The sequence below is a fragment of the Microbacterium croceum genome (assembly GCF_023091245.1).
GTDB classification, from domain to species: domain Bacteria; phylum Actinomycetota; class Actinomycetes; order Actinomycetales; family Microbacteriaceae; genus Microbacterium; species Microbacterium croceum.
The window spans coordinates 443,324-462,411 of the sequence record NZ_JAHWXN010000002.1 but is presented as its reverse complement, the minus strand read 5'-3'; the positions used below and the strand labels follow the sequence as shown (position 1 = coordinate 462,411).

The window sequence follows — 19,088 nt, the reverse complement described above, 5'->3', positions numbered from 1 at the left end:
GGATGTACAGAGGGGCATCCAGATTGTACAAGGTGGCGAATGCACGATGTCGGAGGGTGGCCGTACGCTCGCGACATGGCACTCCTCGACACCGCAGCTGTTGCAGTTCCCCTCGGCGGACCCGAGCTCCCTCAGGAGCGTCGACTGGTCACCGAACTCCCCGGGCCCCGATCGGCCGAGATCCTGGCCCGCAAGGCGGACGCCGTCGCCGCCGGTGTCGGTCACACCGTGCCCGTCGCGACCGTGGCGGCCGGTGGCGGAGTCGTCGTCGACGCAGACGGCAACTCGCTCATCGACCTCGGATCCGGCATCGCCGTGACCACGGTCGGCAACGCGCACCCCAAGGTCGCCGCTGCCGTCGCCGCGCAGGCCGCGCAGTTCACGCACACCTGCTTCATGATCTCGCCGTACGAGTCGTACATCGAGGTCGCCGAGGCGCTCAACCGGGTCACTCCCGGCGACTTCGCCAAGAAGAGCGCGCTGTTCAACTCCGGCGCGGAGGCCGTCGAGAACGCGATCAAGATCGCGCGCAAGCACACCGGTCGCCAGGCGGTCGTCGCCTTCGACCACGGCTACCACGGCCGCACGAACCTGACCATGGCGCTCACCGCCAAGTCCATGCCGTACAAGAGCGGATTCGGACCGTTCGCCCCCGAGGTGTACCGCGCCCCGATGTCGTACCCGTTCCGCGACGGGCTCGCAGGGCCGGAGGCCGCAGCCCGTGTCATCCTGCAGCTCGAGAAGCAGATCGGCGCCGACAACCTGGCCGCCGTCATCATCGAGCCGATCCAGGGCGAGGGCGGCTTCATCGTACCGGCCGATGGCTTCCTGCCCGCGATTGTCGAGTGGTGCCGCGCGAACGGCGTCGTGTTCATCGCCGACGAGGTGCAGACCGGCTTCGCCCGCACCGGTCACATGTTCGCGAGCGAGATCTTCGGCATCGAGCCCGACCTCATCACGACGGCCAAGGGTATCGCCGGCGGGCTTCCGCTCGCCGCCGTGACCGGTCGCTCCGAGATCATGGACGCCTCGCACGCCGGTGGTCTCGGTGGCACCTACGGCGGCAACCCGATCGCCTGCGCTGCGGCGCTCGCCGCGATCGACGTCTTCGAGAACGACGGAGTGATCGAGCGCGCTCGCGAGATCGGCGCGATCCTCACCGAGCGTCTGACCGCGATCCAGCAGAACGACCCGCGCGTCGGCGACGTCCGCGGGCACGGTGCGATGATCGCGGCCGAGTTCGTCGACCCCGAGACCAACGCTCCCGACGCGGCACTCACCGCGGCCGTCGCGAAGGCGTGCATCGCACAGGGCGTCATCGTCCTCACCTGCGGTACGTACGGCAACGTCATCCGCTTCCTCCCTCCGCTCGCGATCGGCGACGATCTCCTGCGCGAAGGACTCGACGTCGTCGCTGCGGCACTCGCCGCGGCCTAGGAGAAGCTCGAGGTCGCGCTCCCGCGCAGCCTCCACCCCACGTCCGGTCGCGACCCCAATCGGGGGATTTCGGGTCGCGACCGGCATTTTTCCCAACGAAGGAGTTGCAGATGGCTGAGATCACACGCGACGTGCTCATCGTCGGCGCCGGAGCCGCAGGGCTCACGGCCGCGAACGACCTGCGGAAGGCCGGCCTCTCGGTCGCCGTCCTCGAGGCGAGGGACCGAGTCGGAGGACGACTCTGGACCGACGTCATCGACGGCGCCATGCTCGAGATCGGCGGACAGTGGGTCTCTCCCGATCAGGATGCGCTGATCGACACGGTCGCCGAGCTCGGCCTCGAGACCTACAGCCGCTACCGCGAGGGCGACAGCGTCTACGTCGGGCCTGACGGCACGGCTTCGCGGTTCACGGGTGAGATGTTCCCGGTCTCCGCGGAGACCGAGCGGGTGATCGCCGAGATCACCGAGCGGCTCGACGCGATGGTCGCCGAGATCGACCCCGACCGCCCGTGGGAGCACCCGAACGCGGCGGAGTGGGACTCCGTCACCTGGGACGCCTGGCTGCGTGCGCAGACCGACGACGACGAGGCCGTGCGCAACCTCGCCTTCGCCACCGGGTCCGCGATGCTCACCAAGCCGACGCACGCGTTCTCGCTGCTGCAGTCGCTGCTCATGGCGGCATCCGCCGGCTCCTACTCGCACCTGGTCGACGCCGACTTCATCCTCGACAAGCGCGTCGTCGGCGGACTTCAGCAGGTGCCGATCCTGCTGGCCGAGCGCCTCGGAGACGACGTGTTCCTGAACCAGCCCGTACGCACCCTGGAATGGGGCGCGAACGGTGTCACAGCCATCACTGACGACCTCACCGTCAGCGCCCGTTTCGCGATCCTCGCGCACGCCCCGGTGCTCTACGACCGCATCTCGTTCGTGCCGCCGCTGCCGCGTCGTCAGCACCAGCTGCACCAGCACCTCTCGATGGGCTTCGTGATCAAGGTGCACGCCGTGTACGACCGGCCGTTCTGGCGCGAGCAAGGCCTGAGCGGCACCGCGTTCAGCCCGTACGAGCTCTCGCACGAGGCCTACGACAACACCAACCACGGCGACGAGCGCGGCACCTTGGTCGGCTTCGTGTCCGATCGCAACGCGGACGGCGTCTTCGAGCTCTCGGCGGAGGAGCGCAAGGAGCGCATCCTCGAGTCGCTCTCTCACTACTACGGTCCCGAGGCCAAGAACCCGGTTGTCTACTACGAGAGCGACTGGGGTAGCGAGGAGTGGACCCGCGGCGCCTACGCGGCGAGCTTCGACATGGGCGGTCTGCACCGCTACGGCGCCGACCTGCGCACCCCGGTCGGGCCCATCAGCTTCGCCTGCAGCGACATGGCCGGGGCGGGCTACCAGCACGTCGACGGTGCGATCCGCATGGGTCGCCTGGTCGCCTCGCAGATCGTGGAGTCCAGCCGCGTCGCCGGCTCCGCGGAGGGCAGCTGATGCCCGGGGGATCCATCGTCGTCGGTTACACGGCGACGGATGCGGGTGCCGACGCGGCGGCTCTCGGCGCGCGCCTCGCCCGCAGCCTCGGCGCGCAGCTGCACCTCGTGCTCGTGCTCCCTTCCGAGGGGACTCGCAGCCCCTCGGTGGTCCCGCCCGAGCGCGCCTACGAGGACCACATCAAGGCCCAGGCGAAGCAATGGCTGCAGGACGCCATCGTCCGGCTGCCCCAGGAGATCGCTCGCAGCGGTCACGTGCGCATCGCCGAGTCGTTCGCCGAGGGGCTGATCGCCGCCGGTGAGGAGTTCGGTGCGCGCCTCATCGTGGTCGGAGCCGCGGGCGGAGGGATCTTCGGGCGCCACCGTCTCGGGAGCGTCGCCTCCGAGCTGCTGCATTCCTCCACGATCCCCGTCGCGCTCGCTCCCGTCGGAACGGCCTCGACCGACGATCACGTCGTCTCCCGGGTCACGGTCGCCGTCGGTACCCGTCCGGGAGCCGATGCGCTCCTCGATGAGGCCGTCGCCGTCGCGCGAGACAGCGGCAGCGGTATCCGCCTCGTCTCCCTCGTCCCGTTCGACGTCCCCCCGGGGCTCGACACCGGCGCCATCCGGCTGGTCGGCAACGCGCACGCGGATGAGGCGCTCGCCACGGTCACCGCGGCACTGCCGAGCGGCCTCGAAGCCTCCTCCGTGGACGCCCCCGGCGACAGCGTCGAAGATGCCGTCGCTCATCTCTCCTGGCTCCCGGGCGAGGTCGTCCTCGTCGGGTCGAGCAGGCTCGCCCAGCCGCGTCGGCTCTTCCTCGGCTCCACAGCAGCGAAGATGCTGCACGAGCTTCCCGTACCAATGATCGTCGTCCCGCGTACGCGTGGCGAGGGAGGAAACCTCTCATGACCACGACAGGTCGGGCAATGGAGCCCGAGTTCGGCGGAGCCACCGAGGCCGCGGCACCGGTGACCGGCGGGATCTCCCGCAAGGGACTCAGCGTCGGCACCGTCGGCGTGCTCGGCGCGCTGGTGATGGGGATCTCGTGCATCGCCCCGGCGTACACCTACACAGCCGGCATCGGCGGTGCGGTGGGCGCCGTCGGGTTCCAGGTACCTGCGATCCTGCTGCTCGGGTTCATCCCGATGCTGCTCGTCGCCTTCGGGTACCGCGAACTCAACAAGGCCATGCCCGACTCGGGCACCAGCTTCACCTGGGCGACCAGGGCATTCGGACCGTACGTCGGCTGGATGGCGGGGTGGGGTCTGATCGTTGCGACGATCCTGGTGCTCTCCAATCTCGCCGGCATCGCCGTGGACTTCCTCTTCCTGCTCATCTCGCAGATCTCCGGCAACGAGGCGATCGCCGAGATCACTCGCAACCCGTTCGTGAACGTGGCCGTGTGTCTGATCTTCGTCGCTCTCGCCGCCTGGGTGTCGTATCGGGACGTCTCGACCTCGCAGAAGCTGCAGTACGGCCTCGTGGCGTTCCAGATCGTGATCCTGGTGGTGTTCGCCGTGATGGCGATCGTCCAGACCATCCAGGGCGGTGCCTTCGAGCCGCACATGCCCGAACTCTCGTGGTTCAACCCCTTCGCCATCCAGGGCGGAATCTCGGTGATCGTGATGGGCCTCTCCGCCTCGGTCTTCATGTTCTGGGGATGGGACGTCACCCTCACGATGAACGAAGAGGCCAAGGACCCGGAGCGCACGCCCGGACGCGCGGCCATGCTCACGGTGCTCTCGATCATCGCGATCTACCTGCTGCTCACGGTCAGCAGCCTGATGTACTCCGGCATCGGCGACAAGGGCCTCGGACTCACGAACGAGGACATCGGCGGCAACGTGTTCTTCGCCCTGTCCGGCCCGGTGATGGGGGGCCTTGCGTTCCTGCTCTCGCTGGCCGTGCTCACCTCGTCGGCATCGTCGTTGCAGTCGACGTTCATCTCCCCGGCCAGAACTCTGCTCGCGATGGGGCACTATGGGGCGGTGCCGCAGCGATTCGCCGGTGTCAACCCGCGGTTCTTCACGCCGGGATTCGCGACGATCGCCTCGGCCATCGTCGCGGGCGGGTTCTACGCCGTGATGCGCTTCCTCAGCGAGGATGCGCTGTGGGACACGATCCTCGCGCTGGGCATGATGATCTGCTTCTACTACGGCATCACCGCGCTGTCGTGCGTGTGGTACTTCCGTCACCAGTGGTTCGACTCCGGCAAGGACTTCTTCTTCAAGCTCGCGAGCCCCCTCGTCGGCGGCGTCATCCTGCTGGTGCTCTTCGTGATCACCGCGATCGACAGCCTCGCCCCCGACTTCGGATCGATCGCCATCGGTGCCGATGCGAACGGCGAGGGCGGCATCGGCATCGTGTTCTTCATCGGGGTCGGTCTGCTCGTCTTCGGCGCCGTGCTGATGCTCGTGCAGAGGATCGTGAATCCCGACTTCTTCCGCGGCAAGACGCTGAGCATGGACGCCCCGCCGAGCGCCCGCCGTCGCTGACCACCTCTCCCCACAGAAAGAGAATCCATGAGCACTCAGATCGCACCGGCAGAGCAGGCGCTGCTCGACAGCATCCCCACCGGACTCTTCATCGGCGGGAAGTGGATGGATGGCGAGACCGGAGGGACCTTCGATGTGAAGGACCCGTCGACGGGCGAGGTCATCCGCACGATCGCGGACGCGACACCGGGCGACGGCATCCGTGCGCTCGACGCCGCGGTCGCCGCACAGGACTCGTGGGCGGCCACCGCGCCGCGCACCCGCAGCGACATCCTGCGCCGTGCGTTCGACCTCGTGCAGGCGCGCAAGGAGGACCTGGCGCTGCTCATGACGCTCGAGATGGGCAAGCCGCTCGCTGAGGCGCGCGGTGAGGTCGGCTATGGCGGCGAGTTCCTCCGCTGGTTCAGTGAGGAAGCCGTGCGCATCAACGGCCGCTACGGGCTCAACCCCGAGGGCACGGGCCACATGGTCGTGTCCCAGCGTCCTGTCGGACCATCGTTCTTCGTCACGCCGTGGAACTTCCCGTTCGCGATGGCCACCCGCAAGATCGCGCCGGCCCTCGCCGCCGGTTGCACCGTGGTGATCAAGCCCCCGGCGCTCACGCCGCTGACGACCATCTTCTTCGTGTCGCTGCTGGAGGAGGCCGGTCTTCCCGCCGGGGTCGTCAACGTGGTGCAGACCTCGCGTTCCAGCGCGCTGTCCGCTCCGATCATCGCCGACCCGCGGCTGCGCAAGCTCTCCTTCACGGGCTCGACCGAGGTGGGTCGCAAGCTCATCGCGCAGGCCGCCGAGGGCGTGCTGCGCGTGTCGATGGAACTCGGAGGCAATGCGCCGTTCGTGGTCTTCGACGATGCCGATCTCGACAAGGCGGTGGAGGGCGCGCTGGCCGCGAAGTTCCGCAACATCGGCCAGGCGTGCACGGCGGCCAACCGCTTCATCGTGCACAAGGACATCGCGGGCGAGTTCGCCAAGCGCATCACCGAGCGCGTGGAGGCCATGAAGATCGGTCGCGGTACCGAGGACGGCGTGGCGATCGGACCGCTCATCGATGACGACGCCGTGGCCAAGGCCGGCGAACTCGTCGACGAGGCCGTGGGCCGCGGCGCCACCTTGCTCGCCGGAGGCAAGGCGCTCGACGGTGTCGGCAGCTTCTACGAGCCGACCGTGCTCACCGACGTGGTCGCCGGCAGCGCGATCCTGCGCGAGGAGATCTTCGGACCGGTGCTCGCGATCGCCACCTTCGAGACCGAGGAAGAGGCCGTGCGCCTGGCCAACGACACCGAGTACGGACTGGTGTCGTACGTGTTCACGGAGAGCCTGCAGCGCGGTCAGCGCATGATCGACGCTCTCGAGACCGGCATGATGGGTCTCAACGTGGGCGTGGTGTCGAACGCGGCAGCACCCTTCGGCGGCGTCAAGCAGTCCGGTGTCGGCCGCGAGGGTGGCTTCGAGGGCATCCACGAGTACCTGTCCACCAAGTACACGCTGATCCCGGTATCCTGACCGGCCTGCAGAGAGGACGAGACATGACCGACTACGCCGTCATCAACCCCGCCACCGGAGAGACGCTGGCGTCCTTCGACACCTTCACCGATGCGCAGATCGAGGAGGCCGTCGCGGCCGCCGACGAGGCGCACCGCGAGTGGTCGCGCTCGTCGACCGTCGCGGAGCGTGCCGCGCTGCTGCGCCGGGCCGCCGAGTTGCACCGCGAGCGTCGCGAGGCCCTCGCCGACGTGTTCGTGCGCGAGATGGGCAAGCCGCGCGAGGCCGCGCTGGGCGAGGTCGATTTCGCCGCCGACATCGCCGAGTACTACGCCGATCAGGCCGAGGCCATCATGGCCGACCAGCCGATCGCGATCCTCGGAGACGGTACGGCGATCATCCGCCGTTCGTCGCTGGGCCCGCTCGTCGGCATCATGCCGTGGAACTTCCCGGCCTACCAGATCGTACGATTCGCGGCGCCGAACCTCATCGTCGGCAACACGATCCTGCTCAAGCCCGCACCGCAGTGCCCCGAGTCGTCGACCGCCCTCGAGGCGATCTATCACGATGCGGGATTCCCGAAGGGCGCCTACCAGAACGTGCTGGCGACCAACGAGCAGATCGCCACGATGATCGCGGACCCCCGCGTGCAGGGCGTCTCGCTCACGGGGTCCGAGCGTGCGGGGGCCGCGGTGGCCGAGATCGCCGGTCGCAACCTCAAGAAGGTCGCGCTCGAGCTCGGCGGTTCCGACCCGTTCATCGTGCTGTCCACGGATGACCTCGATGCGACGGTGCAGGCCGGTGTCGATGCGCGTCTGGACAACAACGGTCAGGCCTGCAACGGCGCCAAGCGCTTCATCATCGTCGACGGCCTTTACGACTCCTTCGTCGAGAAGTTCACGGCGGCGATGGCATCCGTGCAGGCGACCGATCCCACCCTCGACGACACCGTGCTCGGACCGGTGGCGTCGGAGACCGCGGCCGAGAACCTGCAGAAGCAGATCGACCGGGCCGTGGAGCAGGGGGCGACGCTGCTCACCGGAGGCACCCGCGACGGCGCCTTCTTCGCGCCCACCGTGCTCGCCGACGTCACGCCGGAGATGGACGTGTACCGCGAGGAGCTCTTCGGCCCCGCAGCCGTCGTCTACCGCGTCGCGGACGAGGCGGCTGCGGTCGCGCTCGCCAACGACACATCGTTCGGCCTCGGCTCCTACGTGTTCACGACGGATGCCGAGCAGGCCCAACGCGTGGCCGACCAGATCGAGGCGGGCATGGTCTACGTCAACCTCGTGCTGGCCGACAGCCCGGAGCTGCCGTTCGGTGGCGTGAAGCGCAGCGGCACGTCGCGCGAGCTGGGACACCTGGCTGCCGACGAGTTCGTGAACCGCAAGCTCATCCGCATCGGCTGAGCCTTCGCGCCTCCTCGCGCTCATCCGCGCGTCGAGGGGCCAGATAGCGCCGCCTCCCGACCGGGGAGGCGGCGCTTTCGTGTGCGACGCGTCCCCGCGTGCTCACGCCGAGGTGAGGGGTCAAGACACGCCGCAGCGGGCCGCGGCCCTGCGGCGTGTCTTGACCCCTCCGAGGTGCAGTGGCCGCGTCGGGCTCCTCACCTGGTCTGCCCAAAGCGGCCGCAGGACGCGTTATGCACGGATGCCGGAGAACGGGTCACCCGGCGCATGTGGGCGAGGGCACGATCAGCGGATGCGTCCAGCCCCGCTTCCTGACCAGCTCCCTGCCGCCTTCACCGTCGCGGAGGCGTTCGTGCACGGCGTCGCCTGCAAACGCCTGCGCGCGAAGGATCTGAGCAGTCCGTTCCACGGGACGCGGGCGCGAGAAGCGCTAGCGGATGCGGAGCGGCTGCGGCTGCTGTTCGACGCGGTACCCGCTCACGCCTTCGTCTGCGGTATCACCGCCGCCGCGGTGTGGCGGCTTCCGCTTCCGACCGTCGTCGACACCGATGCCTGGGCGACGCCACGCATCGGCGTTCCGCAGCACGAGACGAGAGTGCGCCGCGACGGTGTGGTCGGCCACCGTCTCGCTGTCGACGACGGCGACATCCGGTTCGAGAGTGGTGTGGCGCTGCTATCGCCGGCTCGCACGTGGATCGACGTCTCGCGCACATTGACCCCGTCACACCTGCTCGCGCTGACGGATGCGCTCATCAGCCGCCGACGACCGATGGCATCGATCGCCGAGCTCGCAGACATGCACGAGAGGTTCCGAGGCGGGCGTGGTTCCCGCGCGCGGGAGCGATCGCTGGAGCTCGCCGATGAGGGCGCCGAATCGCCGCGGGAGTCGATGCTGCGCCTGATCCTGATCGATGCCGGACTGCCTGCCCCGGAGTGCAACGTCGAGATCTGGGACGGCCCCCGATTCGTCGCCCGTGTCGACATGCTCTACCGCGACCTCGGGCTGATCATCGAGTACGACGGCGATCACCACAGAGACCCCGACCAGTGGAGCCGAGATCAGATCCGGCGGGCTGAGCTGGAGGCCCTCGGCTACCGCTACACGACGGTGACGCGACGAGACTTCGATGATCCCGAGGCGCTCGTGCGTCGCATCCGCCGAATGCTCGCTGCTGCATGATGTGAGGGGTCAGAACACGCCGCGCGCACCACGGGCGACGGGGCGTGTCTTGACCCCTCACGGAGTCGGGCGGTGCGGGCGGGCGGTGCGGGCGGGCGGTGCGGGCCGAGCCGGGCGTAGGGTCGAAGCATGGCCAATGTCGCTGAGAACATCGTCAAGACTCTGCACGCCAACGGGATCGACCGTGTCTACGGCCTTCCCGGCGATTCCCTCAACGGATTCACGGATGCGCTCCGCAAGGACGGCACGATCCGCTGGGTGCATGTGCGGCACGAGGAGGCTGCAGCGTTCGCCGCCGCAGCGGATGCCGCCACCACGGGCGATCTCGCGGTCGTCGCCGGCTCCTGTGGACCGGGCAACCTGCACCTCATCAACGGCCTCTATGACGCGAACCGCTCGCGCGTACCCGTGCTCGCGATCGCCGCGCACATCCCGACCAGCGAGATCGGCACCGGGTACTTCCAGGAGACGCATCCGCAGGAACTCTTCCGCGAGTGCAGCGTGTACGTGGAGTACGTCGCAGACCCGAAGCAGATGCCGCGGCTGCTGGAGATCGCGATGCGCGCCGCTATCGAGCAGCGCGGGGTTGCGGTGCTCGTGATCCCCGGTGATGTGGCGTTGGCCGAGATCGCCGACGACCGTGCCGTGGTCATCGAGCGCGCTCGTCCGGTGATCGTGCCCAGCGGACCGGAGCTCGAGCAGGCGGCGACGCTGCTGAACGCGGCCAAGAAGGTCACGATCCTCGCCGGCGCGGGAGTCGAAGGCGCGCATGACGAGGTCCTCGCGCTGGCCGACCGGCTGGGCGCACCGATCGTGCATGCACTCCGCGGCAAGGAGTTCATCGAGTACGACAACCCCTTCGACGTCGGGATGACCGGGCTGCTCGGCTTCGCCTCCGGCTACCGGGCGATGGAGGCGGCGGATGCGCTGCTCGTGCTGGGCAGCGACTTCCCGTACGAGCAGTTCTACCCGGAGCACGCCACGACCATCCAGGTCGACATCCGGGGCTCTCAGCTCGGCAAGCGGCATCCGCTCGATCTGGGGCTGGTCGGCGACGTCCGCGCGACCGCCGAGGCGCTCCTGCCGCGACTGGCCGAGAGGCAGGACCGCTCCCACCTCGACGACTCGACCGCCCATTACCGCAAGACCAGGGCGAAGCTCGACGACCTCGCGGTGCCGACCAAGGCCGGGCGTCCGATCCACCCGCAGTATCTCGCGCGGCTGCTGAACGAGCAGGCCGCGGACGACGCGATCTTCACGGCGGATGTCGGTTCGCCCACGGTCTGGGCCGCACGGTACTTGAAGATGAGCGAGCATCGGCGCCTTATCGGCTCGTTCACGCACGGCTCGATGGCGAACGCGCTGCTGCACGGGATCGGGGCGCAGGTCGCGCATCCGGACCGTCAGGTGGTCGCTCTCGCCGGCGACGGAGGACTCGCGATGATGCTCGGCGAGCTCATCACCCTGACGCAGAACGATCTGCCGGTCAAGACGATCGTGGTGAACAACTCCTCGCTCAACTTCGTGGAGCTGGAGATGAAGGCCGCCGGATTCGTCACGTACGGCACCGATCTGAAGAACCCGAGCTTCGCCGCGATCGCCGAGGCCATGGGCATCTTCGCGCGTCGCGTCGAGCGCAGCGAGGACCTGCCGGATGCCGTCCGCGAGGTGCTCGCCCACGACGGCCCTGCCCTGCTCGACGTCGTCACCGAGCGGCAGGAGCTGTCGATGCCGCCCGCGATCGAGGCCGCGCAGGTGAAGGGCTTCGCGCTCTACGCCATCCGCACGGTCATGTCGGGGCGCGGCGACGAGCTGCTCGATCTCGCCCGCGCGAACTGGCGTCAGCTGTTCTGAGCCCGCCGCCGGCGCGCGCTCAGCTCTCGATGAGCGCGCGCACCTCGGCGGCCTCGCCGTGACGGCCGAGCGCTTCGAGCGTGTTGCCGAGCTCGAGCCCGGCGACCTGGCGCAGAGGAGGGTGGTCGGCGCCGTGCTCGAGCGCGCTGCGGTACACGGCCACGGCATCGCCCGCGCGGTCATTTCCGGCGAGCAGGCGCGCGACGAACAACTCCGACCCGCCTGCCGCTCCGGTGTCACCGATCTCCGCGAAGGCATCGGCGGCGGTCAAGGCGGCGGCGACCGCTTCGTCGATGCGGCCGATCTCGGCCAGCGCCCGACCGCGCGAGTCGGTGACGTCGGCGAGCAGCCACTGCGCCTCGTGCTCCTGTGCGAGCGCGGTGACCTCGTCGAACAGCGCGAATGCGCGCTCGTCCTGTCGTCCGCCGTAGACCTGTCCGAGGTTGTGCAGCACTTCCACACGTGCGCCGATGGCATCAGGCGCACGGCGCACGATCTCTGCGGCCGACTCCAGCAGCGTGAGGGCGTCGTCGTTCTCATCGAAACGGGCGAGGATCTTCGCCTGCTCGGTCATCGAGATCGCCTGGTCGGCGTGCTCCTCGGCCTCGCCGTACAGGGTCGCCGCGTAGCCGAAGGCGCCCACGGCCTGGCCGTACTCGCCCGCGCCGGTGAGCGCGCGTGCCAGCATCGACGCCGTCATGGCGCGGGAGGCCGCGGGGACTTCGGCCTGCTCCTCCTGCTCGAGCACGGTTCCGAACAGCTCAGCGGCTTCCTCGGCGTCGCCGACCGCGAGCATGGCGCGCGCCAGACGGAAGTTCGCCCCGGCGATGTCGCCACCCTCCTGGGCGACGAGTCGTGCGGTCACCCGGTAGCGGGCGAGGGACTTCTCGGGCTGCCCGGCGTCCTCCCAGAGTGCGCCGGCGAGCAGGTGGGCCGCGGCGAGGGCCCGGGTGGCACCGAGTCCGGCGAGCAGGCGGCAGGCCTCATCGGCATCCGTCGCGCCGTCCACGTAGGCGTCGGCGCCGCCACGTAGGCGGGCGCGCGTCTGCAGGGCCTGGGCGCGGTGGCCGATGCTGAGGTCATCCTGCGCCAGGAACCGATCGAGCAGGGAGGCGCCCGACTCCATGTCGCCCTTGCTGAGAACGGCGTGGATGGCGATGAGCGTGGTCGTGTTCGACAGGCGGGTGTCCTCCGCTTCGGCGAAGGCACGTGCGGCGTGCTCCGCCAGGTCGAGTGCCGCGTCCGGCTCATCGGACTGCAGATGCAGCGACGCGCGGCTGATTGCGAGGTCGCCACGCGACCAGGCGGGCAGCGACGCGGCGTCGGCGAGGGCGTCCTCGAGATCCGCGGTGGTCTCCGGGGTGTTGAGGCCGAAGGTGGCCAACCCCAGACGCTCCTCGAGCCTGGCCTGCACGTCCTTCCCGGCCTCGCGCAGAGCGGCCACACGCTCGGGGAGCAACTCAGCCGCCTCCGCGGCGCGGTCGAGCGCCACCAGGATGCCGATGCGCATCGACAGCAGCTGCGCGCGCTTGTAGGGGTCCTCCACACCGCTCGCGCGGGGGAGGGCCTCGAGCGTCTCGTGCTCGGCGCCGTACTGCGCGAGCTCCATCGCGCGGTCGAACCAGCCGTCGGCGTCGACCGGGCTCGTGGCCGCAGGCGTCGCCACGAAGGCATCGGAGCGGATCGGCACGTCGTACCGCTCGGCCGCCAGCGCCCGCATCCGTCCGAGGGCTCGCGCGTGACCGTCTGTCCCGTCACGGTGGTCGAACTCCGCTCCGATGCGCTCGGCGGTGGCCCAGGCGGTCGCCGCGAGCTCCTGCGCCGTCCAGGCGCCGTCGGGGGCGCCGAAGAACTGCTCCAGTGCGGGGGCATCGGCGCCGCGCACCGGGGTGGCGCCATGGCCCGCCGCGGTGACGCGGTCGAGGGCGAACGCGAAGGCCGCCAGCGCGGCGAAGTGCGCGTCGACGTTGAGCCCATCGTGCGCGAGCCAGGAGATGTGCCGCTCGACCATCGTCAGCGCGCGCGCCTCATTGCCGGTCACTGCCGCGAACACGATGTTGTTGGCGACGATGCGGAGGTTGTCGGGGTTGTCCTTGGCGAGGCGGTAGCTGCGCAGGTGCGCGGTCTTCGCCTCCTCGCCGCGGCCGGCGCGCAGATAGGGCAGCAGCACGCGCGACAGGGCGTGCTCCGGCTCCTCACCACAGGAGAAGCCGCCCTCGATCATCTCCTCGACCAGGCGGATGGCGTCGGCATCCCGGCCCGTCTCGGCGAAGAAGCCCGCGAACTGGCTACGTCCGCACGCGTCGCAGTGGCTGTGCTCGTCGCGCGGAGTGGCCTCGAGCTGCACGCGCAGCGCCTCGGCATCCTCGATCCGCCCGGCATCCCAGGCGTCTTCGAAACGCGCTGTCAGCACGCCGCTCAGGCCGAGACCGGCGGCACGATAGTGGGACTCCATGTCGTCGAGTACTGCGACGATCTGCTCCTGCGAGAACGCGGGGGAGGAGCGCAGAGACGAGGCCATCCATTTGAACTGCCACATCAGGTCGGCGCCGCCGTAGTCGAGGTCGCTCGGGAAGCGCTGCGGGTCGGCGTCATAGTGCGCGAGGCACCAGGCGAAGGAGTTCAGCATGACGTCGGTCGCGCCGTTCATGTTCGCCGACGCGGTCTGCCGCATGCGCGCCTCGTACTCGAGCCGCTCGTCGCCGATCTCCTGCGCCAGGGCGACGGCCTCCGAGACGAGAGCCTGCTCGGCAGGACCCCACGGGGTGCGGTCGATCTCTTCGAGCAGCTGCTGGAAGCGCTTCTTCGGACGTGCCATGGACGGGTCCCTTCGATGGGTCGGTACGTGGGGGCTCAGCGGGTCTCGTCGAAGGGGATGGTGTCCCCTTCGACGCCGGCTGAGAGCGAGACGAGATCGCTGAGCGCGGTGGTCATCAGACCGCGGTCGGCGTCGGTGAGCGGATGGTGACCCGCGAGGAGGGCCTGGATGTAGAGCAGCTGCAGAGTGCGGGCGAACACGGCGTCATCCTGCACGCGCACCAGCGCCCGCACGACGCGGTTGCTCCAGTTCAGGCACAGTCGCGCGCGCAGGTCGTCGTCGCGGCCGAGCGAGCGGGTCTGATCGATCTTGTCGAGCACACCACCCCACAGCGCGCCGGTGATGCCCTTGGTGCGCGTGCGGTCGATCGCGCGCAACACCTCGGGGTCGGCGACGTAGAGAGCCGACAGCTCCGGTCGGTCGATCGAGCGCACCACGACGGAGCAGTCGGCGGATGCGAGCACCGCGCCGGCACGGGCTTCCAGGGCGACGGCGGCGTCGCGGTCGTCGAGTGGCGGCGGGTCGAGGCGGTCGAGCTCGCCGGTGACATCGACCTGCTCGATCGTGACGTTCGGGTAGAGCTCCGGCAGCATCCGCACCAGGTCGGCGTCGAACAGGTAGCCGCCGTTGATGAGCACCTCGGACGAGGGGGAGATGCCCGCGACCTGACGGAACTCGTCGACGGATGCGGCGTAGCGCACGTGCGGGTAGCGCTCCACGAGGTCGCCGATGCGGATCGTGCCGTGCGTGGTCTCCAGCGTCAGCCAGCGTGTGATGAACTGCGCGAGCTCCGGGTCATGGCGCACGAGCGACTTGAGCCCGACCTCGTGGATCGCGACGAACTGCGCCAGGCGGTGCGGTTCGCGCAGTCCCAGCTCGAGCACCCAGCGGCGGATGCCGGCGCCGAGCTGCTCGCGCACCCGCTCCAGCGCGGCATCGTCGACCAGCGACTCCCTGCTGGCGGTGGGGGCGAGGCCGGTCGAGTCGACGACGGCTCGTACGAAGAACGCCCAGTCGGGCAGCACATCGTCGACGCGCTCCGAGAGCAGCATCCGTCCGAGGTACATGCGCGTCGTCTGGCGTGCACCCGGAGGAGGCGCATAGGGGAGCACGTACGCCAGGCCGCGCGTACCGGTGGCCGGCTCGCTGAGCTCGATGACGTCGAGCGGACCGGCGCCGAGCAGCGAGCGCCCGTAGCCCACCGCCGCGTCGATGTCGTCCGCGACGTCGAGGAACGGCGGGGTGCGGGTGATCTCGATGTCGTCGCCGGGGGCATCGATCGTGACGCGCACCGGAAGGAATTCGCCGAAGGTCGTCGCGAGCTCATGCACCGCGGCGGGGCGCAGCAGCTCGTCGGCGTCGAAGCGGGGCGCGAGGTGCACGCTGGTGCCGATCGGCAGCTCCTCGTCGATCTCGGCGACCTGGAAGGTGCCGTCGGAGCTGCCCGTCCACTCGACCGAGGCGCCGCCGTGCGCGCTGCGGGAGCGGATGATGATGGTGTCGGCGACCATGAAGCAGCTCAGCAGCCCGATGCCGAACTGGCCGAGGTAGTCGCTGCGGGGGAGGTCGAAGATGTCGCGCTTGGAGCTGCGGCCCACGGTCGCCAGGAGGTCGGCGACTTCGGACGCGGTGAGGCCGACGCCGTCATCGCGCAGCACGAACTCGCCGTTCTCGGCGGTCAGCGGGGTGATTCGGATGTGTCCGCCCCCGCCATCGACCTCGCGTCGGGCGGTGATGGCGTCGCGCGCGTTCTGCAGGAGTTCTCGCAGGTACACGCGTGGACTGGAGTAGATGTGCCTGCTGAGCAGGTCGACGACACCGCGCAGATCCACCTGGAACTGCTGTACTTCAGCGCTCACCGGCGCTCCCTCCTGATGCATCCGCTCGCCGAGCCTAACAACAACACGCGCGTACGCCTCGGTTCGGCAGCAGCGGGCGGATGCCGTACACTGATGTGGCAGTTGTTTTCTGCATTCTTTCGCCGTGCCTGGGATCCACGATCCTGGAATCGGTGGCAGAGTGGAGGGAACACCCCCGAGGCCACACGGTCTCTAGGGCGGTAGCTCAATTGGCAGAGCAGCGGTCTCCAAAACCGCAGGTTGCAGGTTCGATTCCTGTCCGCCCTGCGCGTCAGCGCAACGCTGACACACGAAAGGTACATTCAGGATGGATCAGGACGAACCGCGCGGCGAGGTCGTCGCGGCTGGCGCCACCCGCGAGAAGAAGGGCAACCCCTTCTCCCGGTTCTTCGGGGGCATCGCCCTGTTCATCCGCCAGGTCATCTCCGAGCTCCGCAAGGTCGTCACCCCGACTCGCAAGGAGCTGTTCAAGTTCACCGGGGTGGTGCTCGTCTTCGTTCTGATCGTGATGGGCATCGTCTACGGCTTGGACACTCTGTTCGCATTCGTGACGCACTGGGTTTTCGGAATCCCCGGCTGATGATGCCCGCGGCTCGCGCCGCAGCTATGGAGAAGAAACAACGTGTCTGAACGATATTCCGACGACGCCGACTGGGCGACCGCGGCTGAGCAGTCCAGCGAGGAGGACGAGGCCCAGGAGGGCAACGTCCTCGCCGCAGAAGAATTCTCCGTGACCTCGGCAGAGCACGTCGCTCTGCACATCGAGGACGAAGACGGCGATGAAGAAGACACTGACACCGATGACGACATCGTCATCGAAGACCCGGAGGCGGACGCGATCGTGAACGACGCTCTCAACCTGGACGAAGCGGCTGAGTCTGAGGCCGCCGCTGAGGTCCTGAACGATGCGGTGGCCGAAGAGACGGCTGACCAGGAGGCCGCTGCGGCCGAGGAGGTCACCCCCTACGACGGTCCCGAACCCGGTGCTGACGACGAGGACGCGGAGGAAGACCCGTACGAGGCCTTCCGCATGGACCTCCGCATGCTCCCGGGCAAGTGGTACGTCATCCACTCCTACGCCGGTTTCGAGCGCAAGGTCAAGGCGAACATCGAGCAGCGCAAGTCGACGCTCGAGGTCGAGGACGAGATCTACCAGGTCGAGGTCCCGATGGAGGACGTCGTCGAGATCAAGAACGGCCAGCGCAAGATGGTCACCCGCGTGCGCATCCCGGGCTACGTGCTCGTGCGCATGGAGCTCACGGAAGACACCTGGTCGGTCGTGCGTCACACTCCCGGCGTCACCGGCTTCGTGGGCAACGCCCACAACCCGACGCCGCTGCGCTTCGAAGAGGCCTTCAACATGCTGAAGTCCCTCGTCGAGGTCAAGGACCTCCCCACCGCGAAGAACATCGCGTCGAAGGGCGGCGTGGCCGTGGCCCGTCCCCTCCCGGCCGAGGTCGACTTCGAGGTCGGCGAGACCATCACGATCAAGGAAGGCTCGTTCGCGGGTCTGCCCGGTTCGATCAGCGAGATCAAGCCCGAGAGCGGCAAGCTCACTGTGCTCGTCTCCCTGTTCGAGCGCGAGACCCCGGTCGAGCTGTCGTTCGACCAGGTCACGAAGATGATCTGACACACTCTTCACGAGAACGGCCGTCCCTCCGGGGGCGGCCGTTCTTGCGTGCGCTCCCTCTCTTGCGAGGGGTCAGAACACGCCGCAGCACGTCGGGCGCATGCGGCGTGTTCTGACCCCTCGGCTCGGAGCGATGCGGCGTTCGTGCTGCACGGCAGGATCAGGTAGACTTACGTGGTTTGTGTGCCGCTTCGGCGTGCGCAGAGACGACCACGGTCCGGAGATGCCGGATCTGTGGGAGAAGCGGATGCTCCGGCATCCGATTCGATGAAAGGAAAGAGAATGGCACCGAAGAAGAAGGTGACCGGCCTGATCAAGCTTCAGATCAACGCCGGTGCAGCCAACCCGGCGCCGCCGATCGGCCCCGCGCTCGGTCAGCATGGCGTCAACATCATGGAGTTCTGCAAGGCGTACAACGCCGCGACCGAGTCGCAGCGCGGCAACGTCATCCCCGTCGAGATCACCGTCTACGAGGACCGCAGCTTCACCTTCGTCCTGAAGACCCCGCCGGCTGCGGAGCTCATCAAGAAGGCCGCAGGCGTGGCCAAGGGCTCTGCGACCCCGCACACGGTCAAGGTCGCGAAGATCACCAAGGACCAGGTCCGTCAGATCGCCGAGACCAAGCAGGCCGACCTGAACGCGAACGACATCGAGGCCGCCTCGAAGATCATCGCCGGCACCGCCCGTTCCATGGGCATCACGGTCGAGGGCTGAGGAGAATAATCATGGCTACGAAGTCCAAGGCTTACAAGGCTGCCGTCGAGAAGATCGAGGCAGACCGTTTCTACACTCCCGCTGAGGCTGTCGCCCTGGCGAAGGAGACCGGTTCGGCGAAGTTCGACTCGACCGTCGAGGTCGCGCTGAAGCTCGCCGTCGATCCCCGCAAGGCAGACCAGATGGTGCGCGGCACCGTCATCCTGCCCCACGGAACCGGCAAGACCGCCCGCGTCATCGTGTTCGCCACCGGCCCCGCGGCCGAGGCAGCGATCGCCGCAGGTGCAGATGAGGTCGGCGGCGCCGAGCTCATCGAGAAGGTCGCCGGCGGCTGGACCGCGTTCGACGCGGCCGTCTCCACCCCTGAGCTCATGGGCCAGGTCGGTCGTCTCGGAAAGGTCCTGGGTCCGCGTGGCCTGATGCCGAACCCGAAGACCGGCACCGTGACCCCGAACACGGCCAAGGCCGTCGAGGAGATCAAGGGCGGAAAGATCGAGTTCCGCGTCGACAAGCACGCCAACGTGCACTTCGTCGTGGGCAAGGCCTCCTTCACCGCCGAGCAGCTGAACGAGAACATCGACGCCGCTCTCGAGGAGATCGTCCGCCTCAAGCCGTCGAGCTCCAAGGGCCGTTACATCCAGAAGGGTGCGGTGTCGACCACGTTCGGCCCCGGCATCCCGCTGGACGTCAACGCCATCTGAGTCTGACTCTCCGAAGTGCCCCCGGGTCCGCCCGG

Annotated in this window: 14 protein-coding genes and 1 tRNA gene; 13 read left to right on the top strand and 2 right to left on the bottom strand. The window is 68.7% G+C overall.

Annotation, left to right across the window (positions count from 1 at the left end):
• Positions 1-75: 75 nt before the first annotated feature.
• The 8 genes from gabT (at position 76) to poxB (ending at position 11,331) form a co-directional block, all read left to right on the top strand.
• Positions 76-1,437, top strand: coding sequence for a 4-aminobutyrate--2-oxoglutarate transaminase (gene gabT / locus KZC51_RS16260; RefSeq protein WP_247631062.1), 1,362 nt, complete (start codon positions 76-78; stop codon positions 1,435-1,437).
• A 110-nt stretch (positions 1,438-1,547) separates the two neighbouring features.
• The gene (locus KZC51_RS16255; protein WP_247631061.1) at positions 1,548-2,927 is read left to right on the top strand and encodes a flavin monoamine oxidase family protein; all 1,380 of its coding nucleotides are present in this window, start codon (positions 1,548-1,550) and stop codon (positions 2,925-2,927) included.
• Positions 2,927-3,820, top strand: coding sequence for a universal stress protein (locus KZC51_RS16250; RefSeq protein WP_247631060.1), 894 nt, complete (start codon positions 2,927-2,929; stop codon positions 3,818-3,820). Before KZC51_RS16255 ends, KZC51_RS16250 begins: the two co-directional genes overlap by 1 nt.
• Positions 3,817-5,406, top strand: coding sequence for an APC family permease (locus tag KZC51_RS16245; RefSeq protein ID WP_247631059.1), 1,590 nt, complete (start codon positions 3,817-3,819; stop codon positions 5,404-5,406). The genes KZC51_RS16250 and KZC51_RS16245 overlap by 4 nt, the downstream gene beginning before the upstream one ends.
• A gap of 27 nt (positions 5,407-5,433) precedes the next feature.
• Positions 5,434-6,909 (top strand): NAD-dependent succinate-semialdehyde dehydrogenase, encoded by a 1,476-nt coding sequence (locus tag KZC51_RS16240; RefSeq protein WP_247631058.1) that lies wholly within the window; start codon positions 5,434-5,436, stop codon positions 6,907-6,909.
• A gap of 23 nt (positions 6,910-6,932) precedes the next feature.
• Complete coding sequence (locus KZC51_RS16235) at positions 6,933-8,297, top strand: NAD-dependent succinate-semialdehyde dehydrogenase (protein ID WP_247631057.1); 1,365 nt, start codon at positions 6,933-6,935, stop codon at positions 8,295-8,297.
• Positions 8,298-8,589: 292 nt separating this feature from the next.
• Positions 8,590-9,477, top strand: a complete 888-nt coding sequence (locus KZC51_RS16230) for an endonuclease domain-containing protein (protein WP_247631056.1) — start codon at positions 8,590-8,592, stop codon at positions 9,475-9,477.
• Positions 9,478-9,606: 129 nt separating this feature from the next.
• Positions 9,607-11,331 (top strand): ubiquinone-dependent pyruvate dehydrogenase, encoded by a 1,725-nt coding sequence (gene poxB, locus KZC51_RS16225; protein ID WP_247631055.1) that lies wholly within the window; start codon positions 9,607-9,609, stop codon positions 11,329-11,331.
• Positions 11,332-11,350: 19 nt separating this feature from the next.
• Here the strand turns inward: poxB and KZC51_RS16220 are convergent, their stop codons facing one another.
• The gene (locus KZC51_RS16220) at positions 11,351-14,149 is read right to left on the bottom strand and encodes a tetratricopeptide repeat protein (RefSeq protein ID WP_247631054.1); all 2,799 of its coding nucleotides are present in this window, start codon (positions 14,147-14,149) and stop codon (positions 11,351-11,353) included.
• 35 nt (positions 14,150-14,184) lie between these two features.
• Positions 14,185-16,029 (bottom strand): HSP90 family protein, encoded by a 1,845-nt coding sequence (locus KZC51_RS16215; protein WP_247631053.1) that lies wholly within the window; start codon positions 16,027-16,029, stop codon positions 14,185-14,187.
• A gap of 173 nt (positions 16,030-16,202) precedes the next feature.
• Between KZC51_RS16215 and KZC51_RS16210 the strand changes: the two genes are divergently transcribed.
• The 5 genes from KZC51_RS16210 to rplA all read left to right on the top strand — a co-directional run bounded on the left by KZC51_RS16210 (position 16,203) and on the right by rplA (position 19,053).
• Positions 16,203-16,275: transfer RNA gene (locus KZC51_RS16210), tRNA-Trp, on the top strand.
• Positions 16,276-16,315: 40 nt separating this feature from the next.
• Positions 16,316-16,588, top strand: coding sequence for a preprotein translocase subunit SecE (gene secE, locus KZC51_RS16205; protein ID WP_141871008.1), 273 nt, complete (start codon positions 16,316-16,318; stop codon positions 16,586-16,588).
• Between the two features lie 42 nt (positions 16,589-16,630).
• Complete coding sequence (gene nusG, locus KZC51_RS16200; RefSeq protein ID WP_247631052.1) at positions 16,631-17,638, top strand: transcription termination/antitermination protein NusG; 1,008 nt, start codon at positions 16,631-16,633, stop codon at positions 17,636-17,638.
• Positions 17,639-17,920: 282 nt separating this feature from the next.
• Positions 17,921-18,352, top strand: coding sequence for a 50S ribosomal protein L11 (gene rplK, locus KZC51_RS16195; RefSeq protein ID WP_247631051.1), 432 nt, complete (start codon positions 17,921-17,923; stop codon positions 18,350-18,352).
• 11 nt (positions 18,353-18,363) lie between these two features.
• Positions 18,364-19,053, top strand: a complete 690-nt coding sequence (gene rplA / locus KZC51_RS16190; RefSeq protein WP_247631050.1) for a 50S ribosomal protein L1 — start codon at positions 18,364-18,366, stop codon at positions 19,051-19,053.
• The last annotated feature ends 35 nt before the right edge of the window (positions 19,054-19,088 follow it).

What these genes read in the sequence shown, in the direction of transcription:
- gabT (WP_247631062.1), top strand. Translation starts at nt 76, where the DNA reads ATGGCACTCCTCGACACCGCAGCTGTTGCAGTTCCCCTCGGCGGACCC.
- KZC51_RS16255 (WP_247631061.1), top strand. Translation starts at nt 1,548, where the DNA reads ATGGCTGAGATCACACGCGACGTGCTCATCGTCGGCGCCGGAGCCGCA.
- KZC51_RS16250 (WP_247631060.1), top strand. Translation starts at nt 2,927, where the DNA reads ATGCCCGGGGGATCCATCGTCGTCGGTTACACGGCGACGGATGCGGGT.
- KZC51_RS16245 (WP_247631059.1), top strand. Translation starts at nt 3,817, where the DNA reads ATGACCACGACAGGTCGGGCAATGGAGCCCGAGTTCGGCGGAGCCACC.
- KZC51_RS16240 (WP_247631058.1), top strand. Translation starts at nt 5,434, where the DNA reads ATGAGCACTCAGATCGCACCGGCAGAGCAGGCGCTGCTCGACAGCATC.
- KZC51_RS16235 (WP_247631057.1), top strand. Translation starts at nt 6,933, where the DNA reads ATGACCGACTACGCCGTCATCAACCCCGCCACCGGAGAGACGCTGGCG.
- KZC51_RS16230 (WP_247631056.1), top strand. Translation starts at nt 8,590, where the DNA reads ATGCGTCCAGCCCCGCTTCCTGACCAGCTCCCTGCCGCCTTCACCGTC.
- poxB (WP_247631055.1), top strand. Translation starts at nt 9,607, where the DNA reads ATGGCCAATGTCGCTGAGAACATCGTCAAGACTCTGCACGCCAACGGG.
- KZC51_RS16220 (WP_247631054.1), bottom strand. Translation starts at nt 14,149, where the DNA reads ATGGCACGTCCGAAGAAGCGCTTCCAGCAGCTGCTCGAAGAGATCGAC.
- KZC51_RS16215 (WP_247631053.1), bottom strand. Translation starts at nt 16,029, where the DNA reads ATGCATCAGGAGGGAGCGCCGGTGAGCGCTGAAGTACAGCAGTTCCAG.
- secE (WP_141871008.1), top strand. Translation starts at nt 16,316, where the DNA reads ATGGATCAGGACGAACCGCGCGGCGAGGTCGTCGCGGCTGGCGCCACC.
- rplK (WP_247631051.1), top strand. Translation starts at nt 17,921, where the DNA reads ATGGCACCGAAGAAGAAGGTGACCGGCCTGATCAAGCTTCAGATCAAC.
- rplA (WP_247631050.1), top strand. Translation starts at nt 18,364, where the DNA reads ATGGCTACGAAGTCCAAGGCTTACAAGGCTGCCGTCGAGAAGATCGAG.